Raw genomic sequence first — 17143 nt, forward strand, 5'->3', positions numbered from 1 at the left:
GGGACGCGGGGCGGGCCCTTGCGAGCTATCAGCAGTCGTTGGAGATCGCCCAGCGTCTGTACGAGCAGAATCCGAACGATGCGCAGGCGGCGCGCGATCTGTCGGTGTCCTTCTTCAAGCTGTTCCAGGTCGAGCAACAAGTCGGAAACGAGCCGGCGGCCCTCGGTCACCTTCGGTCATGCCACCGGATGTTGAGGGAAATGGAGCGCGCCGGTCAGTTCATGGATCCCCCCCTTCGCAATCTGCTCGATCAGCTCGATCGGGCTCTCGCCCCCGAAGAGTAGAGGAGGATCATCACCTGCGCTTCGAGCCGCTATCGCCGGACGACGCCCGGTCGCGCCGGACGGAGAGCTGCTCCCCGACGGTCTCCGTCAGCGATCCCTGAGAAGAACCACCCGGCGGCTCTCGACGAACCCCGGGCCTTCGATATGTAGGAAGTAGATTCCCGAGGGAAGGTCGCGCTCTCCGGACCGTCCTTCCCATGCGATCTCGTTCGTTCCCGCGGAGAGCCGGATCTCTGTGGGTCCGTCGATTCTCCTCCCCCTTAGATCATAGACCGCGAAGCGAACAGCGATCGATCGCGGTGTCCGGATCGACCAGCGGACTCCGGCGCGGCTCGGGTTCGGTCCGGGAGAAGAGGTCGTTACCTCCCCGCCCTCCGCTCTCCGCCCGCCCCCTTGTAGGGAAACGAGGAGCCGTTCCTCTCCGTACGCGCGCTCCCAAACCCTGAACCTGTCGTCGCAATCACTGGAACCATGAAGAGTCCATGAAAGAACTGTCGAGCCCTGGTCAATCGGCTGCGGCGGGTCGGGGCGTTCGATCCACTCGCCGCCGCCGCGTCCGAAGAGAAGCCGCAGGCGGGACGGGTTCGTCCACTTCTCGAAAACGAGGACGAGACGATCCCCCTCGATGCGCGCGGAAAGGAGCACCGCGCCGTTCGGTTCGTCGAGCCGCATCCCGTAGCCGTGAAGAACCCCGGCCTCATCCCAGACGCTCCCATGTCTGGACATGAGACCGCGGAAGGAGAACGAGACGTAGGGCGCGTCCTCCGGAAGGACGAAACGCGCGGTGAGAAGATCGGGATCCGCCTCGCGGGGGACGAGAGGGAGGTACTCGGGCCGCCGGCCCCGGCCGGAGAAGAGCCGGAGAGCGAGCTCCGTGTCGCCCGGATCGAGAGCCGACTCGCTCCTGCGGATCGAAACCTCGATCGGCTCCCCGGGCGCGCCGCGGTAGGGGTTCCACGCAACCACCCCCTCGCCCTTGTCGCGTCCAATCCGGACGAGGACCGTCCGCGGGAGCGGATCGGGGACGGTAACCGCGCCGAGAAATCGCTCTCCGCTCCGGAGCGAGAGGGTTCCGCCCCCAGAAAGCTCGATCACCGCTCCCCCCGGCACGCGCTCCACGATGCGCCCATTCGTTCGAAGATCGGGCGGATCGAAGGGGAGGCCGTTCGGATCGATGAAGATGACCGGCGTTCCTCGGGGGGCGATGCGAGAAGAAGACGAGGAGGGCGGCACGAGGATCCAGCTCCGCGCCCGGAGCTCTCGTCCGTCCGCGCCCGTCTCCTCCGCCTCCACGCGATAGGCGCCGGGGGGGAGGGAAAGCTCGCGGATCCAGGCGAGATCTCCTTTGGGAACGACGCGGAAGGACTCGCCTCTCGTGTTCGTGAGGACGACCGGACGCGAGCATGAGCGCATCTCGAAACGGGAGTCGCCGCTCCGGTCGAAGCGGAGGATCCGGACGGAGGGAGGGTCGTAGCCGCCGTGCAAGCCCGACGCGAAGAGGGCGAGGAACGAACCGTCCCGAACGGCCGGACACGCGATCGGTCGCGCCCGGATCCATCGGCTCGGCGGGAAGACGCCGTCGATCGGCGCGTCCCAGGCGCGGTCGACCGCCGCCCAGGGATCGCGAACTCCCGGCGTCCGGATCTCATTCTCCATCTCGCGCATCAGTCGCTCGATCGGATGCGGGCTCGGTCCCGAAGCGAGCATCTGCGCGATGCCGGAGAGGAGGAGGACTCCGCCCGCGTTTCGGTAGCAGGTCCACGACTCGACCCGATCGATCAGCCGGCCGCGCCCGCCGAGGACCTGCGCGCCCGCCTCCTCGATCCCATCGAGGCCGGCGGTGGCCGCGCCCCCGTCGCCGCCCGGGAGAGGCCGGGAGCATCCGTCGATCGCGGCCTCGCGGGCGACGAACCACTCGTTCGCCACGGCGAACGCCTCGATCCACCAGCTATCCACGATCCCCGCGCGGAGGAGTCCACGCTGCATCGCGTGAGTCGATTCATGAATAAACATATTGTCCCAGGAGGGCGAGGTGTCCGGATCCTCGTCGATCCGTCCGTCGCCGTCGTTGTCGATTCCGTCGTATCCGTCCTCGTCGATCGATCCGTCTCCGTCGGAGTCTTGGAAGAGGCCGCGGCCGAGCCGGGGCATCACGACCGCGCGTCCGGAGGCGTACGCTCCGGTGACGAGAGTCGTGTCGATTCGGACTTCCAGCGTGTCGATCCCGATCGGAGATCCGAGCACGCGCTCCAGATACGGGGCGATCGTCCGGTAGAGGCGAACCACGTAGATCGAATCGGTGAAACCGACGGACGCGTCGAGGAGAAGAGGAAGAAACTCGTGGAAGACCGCGCGCGAACCGGAGGAATCGGCTCGCGCCTTTTCCGCCGGCTCCTCGCGAACGCCGAGACAGACGAAGCGGGGCTTCTCTTCCGCGGATCCGAACGCGGAGGCCGCAAGAGGAGATGCGAGAGCCGCCGACAGAAGAAGCAGCGCGGCCGCCCTTGCCCGGAATCCGGAGGTCGCTCTCGTCTCCCGGCCGAATGGCGAAGCGTTCATGCGGGTCCTCCATCCGCGGCGGATGGCGCGGCCCGGAGCGTCCGCGCCGTCCGATTGTACCATGCGTTCGTTCGGGCTTCTTTTCGGCTCGATGCGGGGCGCGCCGCTCCGCGCGCGCCTCTCAGACGAGCGCGGCGAGATAGCGATAGAGCGGGCCGAGGGCGCGGAAGCCCTCGTCGAGGAGCGGAACGAGGCTTGGCGAGGAGAGGGTCCGATCGATCGAACGGTCGGCGACGAGATAGAAGCTCTTCCGCCCTGTCCACTCTTGGATCTCTTTCGTGTGCCGGCTCGGGAGGGGTCTCTTGTACGTCTCTCCTCGGAGATCGAACGGGCTTCCCTTCTTATGGAAAGCGATCGCTCTTCGGAAGGGGGCCGGGTTCTCGTCGATCGAGGCGCGGAGCGCGTCCATCGTCGCGCGCGAGGCGCTGTAATATCCCATCCCGTAGCGGTAGAACGACGGCGTGATCTCGAAGAAGTACGACGGCGCGTCGGTCCACTCCCGGCTCGGCCTCTTGAAGGCGATCCACATGCTGTCGCGGAAGAGAGACTTGTCTTTCGAGAAGCGCGTGTCGCGGTAGATTCTCGAGATCGCGCGCCCGATCGCCGGCCGAAGCTCGAAGCGCGGGTCGATCCGGCGCATCGTCGGCGTGAGATCGAGGACGAGCGCCTGGAAGGGGAGGACGAGGAGCTCCCGGTAGCGCTCGCGGTTCTGCTCGAACCACGACTTGTCGTCGCGCGCGCGGACGGTCTCGAGAAAGCGGAGCGCGTCCTCTCGGAACCCGCGGAAACGTCCGGTCGCTCGACGTGTCATGCGTCGCTCCCCGTCGTCCGCCCGTCCGCGCTCACCGAAACGTCTGCTCCATGAGGCGGCGGCTCCGCTCCTCTCCCACCCGGTCCCCGCGGGCCGCGGCGAGCTCTGAGGCGGTGCGATAGAGAAGCCAGCGCTCCTCGGCCGGATAGGTGCGGATCGCGCGGTATTCTCCTTTTCTTTCGAGATAAACGATCTCGGGCGGGGTGTTCCTTTCCACCGCGCTCAGCACCGGCCTCAGGATCTCCTCGGCCGGGTCCGCGTCTCCGGTCGCGATCCACGTGTGGGCGAGGAGAATCGTCGCGAGGTCGTTGTACGGCGCGAACGCGAGGGCGTCGGCGAGGCGGCGCCGCGCCTCGACCCATTCCTCGCGGTAGATGGCGAGGAGTCCCGCCGCCGTTTCCGCGTCGGCGCTTCTCGGTTCGAGAAGACGGGCCTCCGCGATCTGCTTCTTTGCTTCCTCGAAACGCCCGTGTCGGACGAGAAAGCGCGCGTAGTCCGCCCGAAGCTCGGCGACGCCGCTCCGCTCGCGGATCGCGCGCACGAAGGAGGCGGTCGCCTCCGCCGTGTCCGAGCGGAGTCCTTGCGCCACGGCGATCCCCCAGAGCGCCTCCGGGTTGTCCTCCTGGTAGCGGAGGACCCAGCCATACGCCTCCTTCGCCTTCTCGAGATCCCCGCGGCCAAGGTACGCCTCGCCGAGCGCCTGCTCGATCAGGTAGCGCTGGCTCGACTCGACCTCCTCGCGCGCGCGGATCAGGACCGCGATCTGATCCGAGCGGGAGCCGTTCTTGTGAAACACGGCGCGCGCGTTCTCGATCCACGGCCCTGCCGCCGTCTTGTGGGTCTTGACCGCCTCCTCGGCCGTTCGAATCGCCCGGTCCGCGTTTCCGAGAAGAAGATGCGTGTAGGCGAGCAAGGAAAGAGCGCCCTCGTCGGCCGGAGAGCGGACGAGCGCCTTCTCGAGAAGAGCGAGCGCCTCGTCGGGTTTTCCGTTCTCGATCCGGTCGTGGGCGGCGACGACCTGCGCCGGGACCAAATATTTGCCGACTGAAGTATCCGCGACGAGCTTCTCGATGAGGAACTCGAGGTCGGGGTCGAGTTCGTGGAGACGCTCGCGCACGATCTCGCGCACGTCGTACGGATCGCTCCTCGGGCTCGAATAGGAGTTCATCCCCTCCGCGAAATACTCGAAGACGCTCGATCCCTGATAACGGGAGAGGAACCGCCGGTTCCCGCCGTGCTCCTTCTCCTTCGCCGCTCGGTAGGTCTCCTGGATGAGGCGCTTCTCGTCCGGCGTGAGAACGTAGTGCACTTGATGCGTGAGCTCGTGGAGAAGCGTGTTGTACTTCCGCTGAATCGAACGCTCGATATCCTCGATCCCGGTCACCGTGTGATAGCCGCCGCATCCGCGGACGTCGTCCCAGAGCCTCGAGTCGTACGAAATGCGAAGATCGCGGAGGAGTCCCTGGTGGGGTGTTTCCGAGAGGCGTTCGTAGAGCGGCTTGATGTAGACGGAGGCTCCGGCCTCGACGAAGACAGGGACGAAACGCGCCCACGGCTCGATGGAGAGCGCGACGCGCTTCTCGTGCCGTTCGGAGAGCGAGCGGTAGTTCGAGACGAAGTCCTCGATGCGCGGGATCTCCGGGAAGGGGGTTTCGGCGAACTCCCGCTCCGCCGCGGCCCGTTGGACGCTCGCGCGAAGACGCTTCCCTTCCATCGCCTTGGCAAAGCCGTTGTGCGCGCGGCCGTGCTCGGGGCATCGTTCGAGCGCCGCCCGGAAGTGCGCGAGGGCGGAGTCGTGATCTCCCTCCTCCCAACAGAGCGAGCCGAGGAGAATGTGCGGATCGACGAGAGCCGGCCGGCTCGATCGGATCGCGCGAAGATGGCTTCGCGCCTCTCCCCGCCTCCCGGCGGCGAGGAGTCCCCGGATCTCCGCGAGGAGCGGCCGCGTGAAATCGTCGGGGAACGCCCCGGGGAAGGCTTTCTCGAGCTCGGCATAGGTACGCTTCGAGAAGCCGTTCCCGAGCGAGTAGTGCGCCTCCTCGTTCCACGGATCCCACGCGAGGGTCTCCCTGGCGATGTCGATCCCCTCTCCGTTCTCTGCGAGCCGGAAGAGGAGCGAGGCGATCGTGTTCAGAATTCCCGGATCGGGCATCCCCGCGTCGAGCGCCTTCGAGGCGAGGTCCGCTGCCTCCTCGTAGGCGCCCTTCTTCTCCGCGATCCGCGCCAGACCGGTGAGCGCCCTCACTCCGTTCTCGGGATGCACGGCGAGGGCGAAGGCTTCCTCCAACGCCTTCTCCGCTTCGTCGACGCGGAGGAGCCGGAAGTTGATAAGAGCGCGGCCGAGAAGCCCCGCGACCGACTCCGGATCGCGCGCGAGACGGCGGGCGGTCAGCGTATCGATGCGGGCGAGGTTCTCCTGATGGTCGAGAAGCGAAAGTCGAAGACGAAAAGCTTCTTCCGAAGAGAGGTCGAGGCGCTCCGCCTGCGCGATCGCCTCCTCCGCCTCGGCGAAGGCGTAGCGGCGGAGACGGGCTTCCGCTCGAACGAGGAAGAGATCGCGGCGCTCGTCGCGAGTCGCGGGGCGGAGGGAGTCGAGAACCTGTTCCGCCTCTTCGATCCGGCCGATCGACACGAGGAGGCGCGCCTTCTCGAGAGGCTTCGTCTGCGGATCGTCGATCTCCTTCTCGATCAGACGGCGCGCCTCGACGATCCGGTGCAGGAACCGCGTCTTCGGGGCGAGGGCCGTGTCCGCGCCGGCCCCGCTCGAGGAGTCCGCGAGAAAGAGCTCCCTCCCGGAAGAGCGCGCAGAGTCGACCGCGCGGGCGCTCTCCGCGAGCGCGGGCGCGGAAAGGAGACAACCGACGAGAAACGCCGCCGACCAGTGGCGAAGCATTTGGAAGAAAACCCCCATCCGCGGGAGATCATCCTCGTCCTCCCGAGCGGAGGAGAGAATACGACAACGCCCGCGCCGGCTCAAGACCGGTTCCGGCTGGAGACCGAGCGGGGCACGGGCGCGGCGCCGAAATGAGCCTTCGCGACGGGCGCGCGCGCGGTATCCTGGGCGGGGGGAGCGGGCGAGCCGGTCGATCGAACCAAGGAAGGAGGCGCGGAATGAAGGTGATCGCGGACTTCAGCGTCACGCCGCTCGGGGTCGGGGTCTCGGTCTCGAAGTACGTCGCGGCATGCGAGAAGGTGCTCGAGGAAGCGGGGCTCCCGCACCGCCTGCACGCGTACGGCACGAACGTCGAGGGGGATTGGGAAGCGGTGTTCGCGGCGATCCGGCGCTGCCACGAGGTCGTTCACGCGATGGGGGCGCCGCGCGTCGGCACGGTGATCAAGGTCGGCACGCGCACCGACAAGGACCAGACGATGGAGGACAAGATCCGGAGCGTCGAGGCGAAGCGGAGAGGCGAAGTGTAGCGCGCGTCCCGGCATGGACATGCGTTGCCGGCAGAAAACAGCCATGATAATAACAGGCACTCTGGGGGGACCGGAACGGTCCCCTGGGGTTCGGGCGGGGGTCGTCTCCGGGCCGGGGGGGGCATGCGGTCTATCTTCTTTGCCCTTCTTCTCGCAGTTCTCTTCCGCGAGGGGGTTGCCGCGGACCTTTCCCCGCCGCGCAATCTCGAGGTCGTCGAAGGCGGCGAAGGGTGGGTTCGTCTTCGCTGGGGAGCGGTGACGGACGGCGCTCTCAAAGGTTATCGAATCAAGTATTCTCTCTCTCCGGGCGTCCATCCTTCCATGACCGACTGGAGCGGTTATCGGGCGGCGTTTTCGTTCACAACCGACGACGGATTCGACGACAACCTTGTCTGGATGAAGGTATTCGACCGGCACGATCGCGCCTTCACCGCCTTCGTGATTCCCGCACGGATCGGAACCGCCGGCTACCTCAGGCCGGAGGATCTCGTGACCTTGAACGCACACAGACATGAGGTCGGATCGCATACCTTCAACCATCCGGTCTTGATACGGAACACAGCGTTCACGATCCGATACGAAGGACTCTCAGGCGAGTGCACTCTCGAGATCGATTCGGACAGTCTGCGGACGACGCTCGGGAGCCTGGGGCCGGACCTGCGCATCTCTCTCCGTCATCCCTCGGTGCGGTATCTCGCGGATCTGGTCGATACGATCGACGCCCGCCCCGAGTATAGCTGTGTTCTCGACTATTATCCTTGCCGGCTGGAGTATTGCGAATCGAAGTACCTCCTTCCAGTTGCGGCCGTGGACATCGGGGCTGCCCCATTCCAGGTTCGGACCACGAAGGGGTGCGATTCGCTCACCTTGATCACGGAGCTTGTCTCTTCGAAGGACCATCTCGAAGCCGTGATCGCGGATTCGACTTACCGCTGCCGGTCCTTCGCGTACCCACGGCACGCGCACGATCAGCGCGAGATGAACGCAGTCATGGAAACGGGCTACCTCGGCGCGCGGAACGGAACACCCTTCGGAACGTATCCAGGCTACTGCCCGGTCTCCTACAGCACTCTCGATCGGGTCAGTCTCTATCAGACGCCGATGACGTGGGGTCAGCCGCCGAACGACTCTTCCGAGGCGTGGTCGCGGGAGAGGATCCGGCAACGAATCGCCGCGTGGAAACGGGATGGCGAGTGGGCGATCCTCTACGTGGCGCACACGCTGGCCGACTGGGACTCGGCCCATGTCGATTGGGTGCTCGATGAAATCGTCGCGGACGGCCAGGTGTGGGTCGCTCCTTTCGGCGAGGTCGCGGAGTACGTGCGCCGATTTCACGTGACCGTAGAGAACCCCGTGGAGGGGTGGAACGACTCGCTCACCGTATCGGCCCCGCTGCGCGGTCTTCCGATCGGGCCGTGGATCCATGCGGTCGTCGTCGCCTACGATACGGCGGGTGTGGAGAGCGGTTGGTCGAATGAGGTTGGGTTTCGGGCGGTGGTTCCTTCTGTCGACGTCGAGAGGGGGATACCCACGCCCTCTCCGTCCTTCTCTCTCGCGCCGGCTTGTCCGAATCCGACGAGTCTGGGCTCGGCGATCTCCTTCACGCTCCGCGAATCGGGACCTGCGGTTCTTCGGGTCCACGACGTGTCCGGTCGTCTGGTCGCGACGGTTCTCGACGGGCATCTCCTCCCCGGAACGCATGAGGTCATCTGGAGCGGAACCGATCATTCCGGCGGCCGAGCGGGGGCCGGGATCTATTTCTGCCGATTGGATACGCCCTGGGGAACGGAAGCACGGCGTAACGTGCTTCTTCGTTGACGACCGGAGCGTCGCGGGCGAGCGCGGGTGAAAGCCGCCGATCCCACCCGTGAAGGGCTTCTCCTCTCGGTTCGCCCCTGCTAGCATGATCGAATGAACCGAGATCGAACGAGCGTCGTCGAGATCCTGATCCGCTCTCTCGGGTTTGTCGCGGTCGGTTGGACGGCGGCGGGGCTCGCGAAGGCCGTCGTCGAGTCGGTCCGCCACGGCTACGCGGGGCACGGGCATCTCTACCTCGTTCTCTGGAGCGGGGCGAGCGAGTACCGTTCCCTGATCGTTCCGTTTCTTTGGGGAGGGGCGCTCGTCTTCGCGGTCGTTCTTCTTCTCCGCCGCCTACCCGAGAAGCGCCGCTCGACCGTCCTCGTTCTTCTCCTCCTCGCGGCGGCGGCCGGAGCTCTTCTCTATTTCGGCTACCGCCTGAACCGGTACGCGATGGCCGCCTTCTGGAAGGAGGTGCGGAACACGCGCTCCCTTCCGCCCGCGTCGAGGACCGCGCTCGTTCTGGCGGCGAACCTCGGGGTCGCGGTTCTCATCATCTTTCACGCGCTCCTCTTCCAGCGGGTTCTCGGCGCGCTTTCCGGGATCCGAGGGCGGAAGCTGCATTCAAAGTCCGGACCGTTGTCCGCGGCCGCGCTCCTCTTCGTTCTCCTTGTCCTCGGAGGCGAGGCGGCGCTCCGCCCGTCCGCGCACGGGCGCCCGAACATCCTTCTCATCGCGCTCGACACGACCCGGCAGGATCACCTCACGCCGGCCGGCTACCCGAGGGAAACCGCGCCGCGCATCGCGCGACTCGCGCGCGAGGGGACCCTCTTCGTCGAGACCGTTTCGCAGGCGCCGTGGACCCTCTCTTCGTTCGCATCGATGCTCACCGGGCTCTATCCCTCGACTCACGGCGCGTACATCGGCACGGAAGAGAGGCTTCTCCGCCGCGACCACGTTCCGTTCGTCGCGCCGAGGCACGCCACCCTCGCGGAGATCTTCAAAAACGCGGGCTACGCGACCGCGTGCGAAGCGGCCAACACGTATCTCCGCTTCGGGCTCGAGCAAGGCTACGATCATTGCCGCGTCGAGCTCCGGCCGGCGTCGGAGACGGCCGACGCGCTTCTCACGTGGCTCGAGGCGAACTTGGAGCGTCCGTTCTTCGCCTTCCTCCATTTCAACGACGCGCACATGCCGAACGTGCCCCCGTCCCCGTACGACCGGATCTTTCCGACATCGACCGGCCGCGCGCACACGAACGAGGAGAAGTGGGATTGGCAATATACGAAAGGTGAGAGCTTAAACGAACGAGCGTTCGAGGAGTTTCGCGAGCACAAGGTCGCGATCTACGACGGCTGCATCCGCTTCATGGACGCCGAGATCGGCCGCGTGCTCGCGTGGCTCGAAGCGCGGGGGCTCGCGGAGAACACACTCGTCGGCGTCGTCTCCGATCACGGAGAGGAGTTCTGGGATCACGCGGAGGCGCAAGCGGCCGCGTACCGGGATCCGCGCGGGCTCTACGGCGTCGGGCACGGGCACACGCTCTTCGAGGAGCAGCTCCGCCTCCTCTTTGTTCTGCGCGGTCCGGGCGTCCCCCCCGGGGAGATCGTATCGAGCCGCGTGCGCGCGATCGATCTTCCCCCGACGTTCCTCGATCTGGCGGGGTTCGAGCCGCCGGATAGGATCGAGGGGCGATCGCTCGTTCCTCTTCTCGAGGGGGCGGAGGAGGGCGACCGCCCGGCGTTCGCCGAGGCGATCATCTACGGTCCGGACCGAAGGGCGCTCGTTCGGGACGGCTACAAGTACGTCTGGTCCCCCGACGAGCCGCACTTCCTCTTCGACCTGGAGGCCGATCCGGGCGAGACGACAAACCTCATCGGATCGGAGCCGGAACGGGCGGAGAGCATGCGGAGCGAGATCGAGGCGTGGCTCGCGCGCCGAGAGGGGAAGAGGCCGGACGTTCGGGGAACGCTCGACGAGGAGACGCTGGAGGAGCTCAAGGCGCTCGGATACATCGAGTGACGAGCGGCGCGCGCGAGGTCCAGGGCTTCCCGCGGGGCGCTTCGCTCCCGGCTTGGATTCGACGGACGATCGGCGCTAGAATGTGCGCGGCGGATTTTCATTCCTTCAACTTACGTGGGGAGAGCTGCTCATGCCGGAGGATGTCTTCGTTCACGAGAAGGGGCTCTGCGAGTCGGATCGCGTCGGCAAGGGGACCCGGATCTGGGCCTTCGCGCACGTCATGAAGGGGGCGGTGGTCGGCGAGGGGTGCAACATCGGCGAGACGAGCTTCGTCGAATCGGGCGCCGTGATCGGCAACCACTGCACGATCAAGAACGGCGTGTCGGTTTGGGACAAGGTGACCCTCGAGGACTATGTCTTCATCGGTCCGAACGCGGTCCTGACGAACGATCTTCTCCCCCGGTGCAAGCACAAGAAGACGCCGGACGACTTCCTCCCCACGCTCATCAAAGAGGGCGCGTCGATCGGCGCGAACGCGACGATCGTGTGCGGGGTCGTCATCGGGCGGAACGCGATGGTCGGCGCGGGAGCGGTCGTGACCCGCGACGTTCCGGACCACGTGCTCGTCATCGGGAACCCGGCGCGCCAGCGCGGGTTCGTCTGCGACTGCGGCCGCAGGATGGAGCCGGGCATCCGGTGTTCGTGCGGGAGGTTGTACCGCGTGCGCGAGGGGCGCGTTCGGGAAGAGAAGTGACCGATCGCGCGGCCGCGCCGGTCGACCGAATTCCGGCTACATCCAATCGATCGATGAGCGAAGAACCGCTTCGCATGCGCGCCTGGATGGGATGCCGCTTCCTCCGATCGCATCTCGTCGGTTGGCTCGTCGCCGCGTGTTGCGCATCGCCGGCGGGTGCCTTCGACGGCGCGCGCGCCAAGGCGATCGTCGACACGATCGCCTCCGACGCCTTTCAAGGAAGAAAGAGCGGCCTCGCCGGCGGGCGGATGATCGAGGAGTTCGCCGCCGCGCGCTTCCTTGCGTGGGGCCTCGAGGGGGGCGGGACGGACGGCGGCTTCTTTCATGAGTTCCCGATGCTCGTCACCGAGGAGAGGAGCGCCGCCCTCGAGCTTCTCGACGGACCGTACGCGCCGCTCGCGTTCCAAGACGGCGATGATTTCGTTCTCGCGACGAACTCGGGGAGCGGAGAGCGCTTCGCGGAGGTCGTGCTCGCCGGATACGGCGTGTCGGACGCGAGACGCGGACGGCAGGACTACGGCGATCTCGACGCCGGCGGAAGGATTGTCGCGATCGTGCGCGAGGAGCCGGACCGCGCGTACGTTTGGGAGCCGGCGATCTCGCGCGACTCGACGCTCGAGGAGGCCGTTCGCCGCGGCGCCGCGGGGGTCCTTTGGCTTCGGGGAGAGCGCGCGATCGCGGGGGGAGCGGTGCACGAGGGCTCGTACCGCGCGGACATTCCCCTCGCCTCCATCGGGGAGCGCGTGCTCGGGCATCTTCTCGCGGGGACCGGCTACGACGTGAAGCGTTACCGATCGGATCTGGCGAAGGGGCCTCTCCCGCTCGCGACCGGAAAGCGGATCCGTCTCTCGGCCGACGTCCGACGCGTGGAGGGCGGTTCGGCGCGCAACGTCGTCGGGATCGTCCGCGGATCGGATCCGCTCCTTCGGGACGAGACGATCGTCGTGGGAGCGCACGGGGATCACCTCGGGATCGGCGCGCACGGGCTCGTTTACAACGGCGCGAACGACAACGCCTCCGGAACCGCCGTCGTGATGGAGCTCGCGCGCTCCTTCGCGGAAAGGGACCCGAGGCCGGCCCGCACGATCGTGTTCGTCGTCTTCGCCGCCGAGGAGCAGGGTCTTCTCGGATCGCGCGCGTTCGTCGCCGATCCCCCGATCGACCTCGGCGCGGTCGTCGCCATGATGAACCTGGACGTCGAGGGGCACGGAAACGGAAAGACCGGCATCGGCGGGGCCGCGTCGTTCCCCCGTTCGTTCGCGGCGTCGTCCGGTGGTTCGACGGGGGCGAGGCGGGGAGCGAGGCGTTTCTGGACGCGGTTGGGGATCTTCGCGCCCGCGCGGAAGAGGGCGACTCCCTCGCGGTCGTCTCCTCGATCCGCGAGATGCGCGGCGCCTCGAGGGGAGGCGCTCGCGCGGTCCTCGTCGGTCTCCGCGCGGAGAAGGGATCGATCCCGCGCGCGCGGCTCCCGCTCCTCGGCCCTCTCGGCGCCGGGCTCGTCTCGATCCCGTCGCGCGAGGATGCGGCCGGCCTGGAATCTTTGAAGAGTCAAGGGATCGACCTTCTGGTTCGGTGGGAGCCAGGGAGGCGGCCCGCGCTCCCCGCGGGCGCGCGCGCGTTTGTCCGGTTCTTTCCGGGGCGTGGGGAGGAGATCGCCGAACCGGATTCCTTTCCGCGCGGATCGGTCCTCTTTCTCGCGAGCCTCGAGGCGGGAGCGGGTCCTCGTCTCGTCGCCCGCGCGATTCGGCGCCTCGGTTGGGACCGCGTTCATCTCGATCTCGTCCCCTGGATCGCCGCTCGGAACGACGAGGAGGAGCTCGCGGTCTTCCTCGAGGAGCTCAGGGAGGCGGGCGGGTTCGAGCCGCGCACGATGCGCGCGCTTCTCGGGGAGAACCTCGCTCGTTGGTGAGCGGTCCGATTCCTCCGGCGCCCGCCGTTCTTCTTTCGCGGCGCGAATCTCTTGCTCGATGCTCGCCCTGCTGGTAGATTCCAGGTCCGTTTCGCTGGGGGGCGCCGAGCGATGAGAAATGTCTGCGTCTTCGCAGGATCGAGTGTTGCCGCGTCCAAAGCATGTCTCGACGCGGCGCGCGGGACCGGACGCGCGATCGCCGCGCGCGGCCTCGGGCTCGTCTACGGCGGGGGGGCGGCGGGGGTGATGGGCGCGCTTGCCGACGCGGCGCTCACCGGCGGGGCGCGCGTGACCGGCGTGATCCCGCGCTTCATGCTCGAGAAGGGGCTTGCGCATGCGGGCGTTCGGGATCTTCGCGCGGTTTGGTCGATGCCGGAACGGAAAGCGATGCTCCTCGAAATCTCCGATGCGTTCGTGGCGCTTCCGGGCGCCTTCGGCACGCTCGACGAGCTGTTCGAGGCGCTCACCGGCGCCCAGCTCGGGCTCCATCGGAAGCCGTGCGGCTTGTTGAACGTCGGCGGATACTACGACGGGCTTCTCGCGTTCCTCGACCGAGCCTGCGCGGAGCGCCTTCTCTCGAACGAGCATCGCGCTCTTCTCGCCGCGGCGAAGACGCCGGGGAGCCTTCTCGACCGGCTCGCTCGATTGACGGCGTCCTCGCCGGCGAGCCGTTCCTTGAGCGGATTGCCCGCGGCGCGGGAGGCCGCTTGCGGGGGGAGGCGGAGGAGATGATCCAAGACCGCGAGAGGACCTGGGAAGCGGCCGGAAGGGGCCGGAGGTGGCTCGCGCTCGTTCTCGCGACGCTCCTCTCCGGATATCTCTTCGCTCAGGAACCCGAGCCGGAGATGCCGCGCGCCGCCCTCGTCGAGGCGGAGATCGCGCGGATCGCGGAGGAGGTTCGGGGGGACGTCGGGGTCGCCGTGATTCACGTGGAGTCGAGGCGTCTCCTCGCGCACGCCGGGGACAAGCGCTTCCCGATGGCAAGCGTGTACAAGATCCCGATCGCCGTCGAGCTCCTCACGAGGGCCGATCGCGGGGAAGTTCATCTCGACTCGACCCTGGTCACTCTCAGGCCCGAGGACTCCCGGCCGGGGAGCGGCGACATCGCGTTTCTTCTTCATTCTCCTGGTGTGAAACTTTCGCTCCGCAATCTTCTTCGGCTTTCGCTCGTGGTGAGCGACAACACGGCTTCGGATCTCGTCCTCCGGGCGGCGGGAGGTCCGAAGGCGGTCACCAAGAGGATGCAGCAGCTCGGCATCGTCGACATGACGATCGATCGATCGACTCTCCAGCTCCTGCTCGCATGGGATGGACTTGAAGGCGCCCTCGCGGACAGCGCGTTCTCGTGGGAGGCCTACGAGGCGCTCGTCGCGGGGTTGACGATGGATGACAAAAGGCGGACCGCCGAAGCCGCGTCGCTCGACCCGCGGGATACCTGCACTCCGATCGCGATGGCGCGTCTCTTGGAGAAGATTTGGAAGGGAGACGCCGTCTCCCTCGAATCGCGGGAGCTGCTGCTCGCCACGATGGCGAAGAGCAACGGATCGAGAAGGCTCCGCGGCATGCTTCCTCCCGGTCTTCCGCCCGCTCCCCACAAGACCGGCACGATGTGGGGAGGGGGGCTCGCCACGGTGAACGACGCGGGGATCATCGAGCTTCCGGACGGCCTGGGTCACCTCGCGATCGCCGTCTTCATCAATCGAGCGGAGGGGGAAGTCCCCGCCCTCGAAACGGTCATCGCGCAGATCGCCCGTCTTCTCGTCGACTTCTTCATCCTCATGCCGGCGGAGTGAGGCTCGGTCTTCTCGATCGGGCCGCCGGCGGGGAGCGATCGGAGGAAGACAGCGGGTCGGTCCTCGTGTAATCTCTCCAGAACACCCCGCCCGCCGGCCGGACCCCTCGGGGAAGGGCCGCGCGGTCTCGACCCGACAAGACCGAAGGCGACGCACGACAGGGAGGCCCGATGACGACATCTCCGGAAGCGCCGAAGAAGACACGGACCTTCGGACGCACCTATTGGATGCTGAACACGATCGAGATGTTCGAAAGGCTCGCGTATTTCAGCATGCGCGCGGTCGTTCCCGTCTACATCATGCAGGCGGACGATCCCGGCGGTCTTCACTTCACCGCCGCGATGAAGGGAACGATCTACGCCTGGTGGTTCATCTTTCAATCGATTCTCCCGACCTTCACCGGAGGCTATGCGGACCGCTACGGCTACAAGAAGACCCTGTTCGTTTCGTTCACGCTGAACATCATCGGCTATCTGATGATGGCGAACCTCCGGAGCTATCCGGGATTCTTCGCGGGAGTGATCGTTCTCGCGAGCGGAACCGCGCTCTTCAAGCCGGCGCTGCAAGGCTCCCTCGCGCAGAACCTGACGAAGCTGAACTCGTCGGTCGGCTGGGGGATCTTCTACTGGGTCGTGAACATCGGCGCGGCGATTGGGCCGTTTCTCGCGACGGCCATCCTCGGCGATCCCCACACGCAGACTTCTTGGCGGAACCTCTTCACCGCTTCGGCGATCATCACGTCTCTGAACTACATCATGCTCTTCACGTTCCGCGACGTCCCCTCGGGCGCGGACAAGACGGAGAGCCCGATCCATGTCATGAGACGGACCCTTAAGAACATCGTCGAGCCGCGCCTCGTGGCGTGGCTTCTCATCATGTCGTGCTTCTGGCTCATGATGTACCAGCTCTGGGACCTGCACCCGAACTTCATCGAGGATTGGGTGGACAGCTCGCCGATCGCGCGCATTCTTCCTTTCGAGCAATGGAAGATGCACACGGCCCGCGGGGTCATGGTGCCGCAGCAGATCCTCCTCAACCTGAACGCTCTCTTCATCATCTTGTTCATGGTGCCCGTCTCGTGGATGGTGCGGCGCATGCGCGTCTTGGCGTGCATGGTGATCGGGATGGCGGTCGCGATGATCGGAATCCTGGTTGCCGGGTTCACGGCAAGCGGCTGGGTTCTCCTTCTCGGAATCGTCTTCTTCTCGACGGGCGAGATGATGACCGGCCCGAAGAAGAACGAGTATCTCGGCCTCATCGCGCCTCCCGGAAAGAAGGCGCTCTATCTCGGGTACGTGAACATTCCGGTCGGAATCGGCGGGTTCGTCGGATCGAAGATGGCCGGGTATCTCTACGGGCATTACGGCGAGAAGGCGACGCTCGCTCTCCGCTACATCGCGGAGAAGAAACTCCTCGGCGAGGACAAGGCGTGGGACGGATCGATCCGGACGCTCGAGGCGACGCTCGGCGTCTCCAGGACCGAAGCGGTGGCGAGGCTTCAGGAGCTGACGGGGATGGACGCGGTAGAGGTGACGCGGATGCTCTGGGCCGAGTACCATCCGCAGTACTACGTGTGGATTCCGTTCGCGATGATTGGGCTCGGGGCGATCGTCGCGCTCGTCATCTTCAGCCAGATGGCGAAGCGATGGAAGGATATGGATGCGTAGCCGTGCGTAGCCTGGCCGGTGGGCGCGTCGCCGGCGCCCTGGGTTGCAACCCGCAGTGGTGGCGTCGTCGGACGCGCGGGTCTCTCCTTCGCGCCGCATGCGCGAAGGAGCTTCCTCGCCACCCCGTCGCTCTTCGCGACGGGGAGCCCCGGCTCGGTCGTGTCGGCCACAGCCCGCTCGCGCTCCG

At 66.6% G+C, this 17143-nt stretch carries 13 protein-coding genes; 10 read left to right on the top strand and 3 right to left on the bottom strand.

Features of this window, described 5'->3' with window-relative positions; all coding sequences use genetic code 11:
* Nucleotides 1–284 (top strand): hypothetical protein (locus FJY73_11075; GenBank protein MBM3321206.1); only part of this gene is annotated, 284 nt, incomplete at its 5' end.
* Nucleotides 285–371: 87 nt separating this feature from the next.
* Here the strand turns inward: FJY73_11075 and FJY73_11080 are convergent.
* The 3 genes from FJY73_11080 to FJY73_11090 form a co-directional block, all read right to left on the bottom strand.
* Nucleotides 372–2843 (bottom strand): T9SS type A sorting domain-containing protein, encoded by a 2472-nt coding sequence (locus tag FJY73_11080; GenBank protein ID MBM3321207.1) that lies wholly within the window; start codon nucleotides 2841–2843, stop codon nucleotides 372–374.
* 121 nt (nucleotides 2844–2964) lie between these two features.
* Entirely contained in the window at nucleotides 2965–3654 is a 690-nt protein-coding gene (locus FJY73_11085) for a DUF2461 domain-containing protein (protein MBM3321208.1), read from the bottom strand.
* 31 nt (nucleotides 3655–3685) lie between these two features.
* A complete protein-coding gene (locus tag FJY73_11090) occupies nucleotides 3686–6565 on the bottom strand; it encodes a tetratricopeptide repeat protein (protein ID MBM3321209.1) in 2880 nt (959 codons plus the stop codon).
* A 200-nt stretch (nucleotides 6566–6765) separates the two neighbouring features.
* On the opposite strand from FJY73_11090, the gene FJY73_11095 reads away from it, so the two are divergent.
* The 9 genes from FJY73_11095 (at nucleotide 6766) to FJY73_11135 (ending at nucleotide 16956) form a co-directional block, all read left to right on the top strand.
* On the top strand, nucleotides 6766–7074 hold the full coding sequence (locus tag FJY73_11095; protein MBM3321210.1) for an MTH1187 family thiamine-binding protein: 309 nt from the start codon (nucleotides 6766–6768) through the stop codon (nucleotides 7072–7074).
* A gap of 123 nt (nucleotides 7075–7197) precedes the next feature.
* Nucleotides 7198–8892, top strand: coding sequence for a polysaccharide deacetylase family protein (locus FJY73_11100; GenBank protein MBM3321211.1), 1695 nt, complete (start codon nucleotides 7198–7200; stop codon nucleotides 8890–8892).
* Nucleotides 8893–8985: 93 nt separating this feature from the next.
* Nucleotides 8986–10893, top strand: a complete 1908-nt coding sequence (locus FJY73_11105; protein MBM3321212.1) for a sulfatase — start codon at nucleotides 8986–8988, stop codon at nucleotides 10891–10893.
* A gap of 130 nt (nucleotides 10894–11023) precedes the next feature.
* Nucleotides 11024–11587, top strand: coding sequence for an N-acetyltransferase (locus tag FJY73_11110; GenBank protein MBM3321213.1), 564 nt, complete (start codon nucleotides 11024–11026; stop codon nucleotides 11585–11587).
* 53 nt (nucleotides 11588–11640) lie between these two features.
* Entirely contained in the window at nucleotides 11641–13131 is a 1491-nt protein-coding gene (locus FJY73_11115) for a M20/M25/M40 family metallo-hydrolase (GenBank protein MBM3321214.1), read from the top strand.
* Nucleotides 13128–13496, top strand: a complete 369-nt coding sequence (locus FJY73_11120; GenBank protein MBM3321215.1) for a hypothetical protein — start codon at nucleotides 13128–13130, stop codon at nucleotides 13494–13496. Before FJY73_11115 ends, FJY73_11120 begins: the two co-directional genes overlap by 4 nt.
* Nucleotides 13497–13607: 111 nt before the next feature.
* Complete coding sequence (locus FJY73_11125) at nucleotides 13608–14228, top strand: TIGR00730 family Rossman fold protein (GenBank protein MBM3321216.1); 621 nt, start codon at nucleotides 13608–13610, stop codon at nucleotides 14226–14228.
* Nucleotides 14225–15289 (top strand): serine hydrolase, encoded by a 1065-nt coding sequence (locus FJY73_11130; protein MBM3321217.1) that lies wholly within the window; start codon nucleotides 14225–14227, stop codon nucleotides 15287–15289. The genes FJY73_11125 and FJY73_11130 overlap by 4 nt, the downstream gene beginning before the upstream one ends.
* 170 nt (nucleotides 15290–15459) lie before the next feature.
* Nucleotides 15460–16956 (top strand): MFS transporter, encoded by a 1497-nt coding sequence (locus tag FJY73_11135; protein ID MBM3321218.1) that lies wholly within the window; start codon nucleotides 15460–15462, stop codon nucleotides 16954–16956.
* The last annotated feature ends 187 nt before the right edge of the window (nucleotides 16957–17143 follow it).

This window comes from Candidatus Eisenbacteria bacterium (assembly GCA_016867715.1).
Classification (GTDB): domain Bacteria; phylum Orphanbacterota; class Orphanbacteria; order Orphanbacterales; family Orphanbacteraceae; genus VGIW01.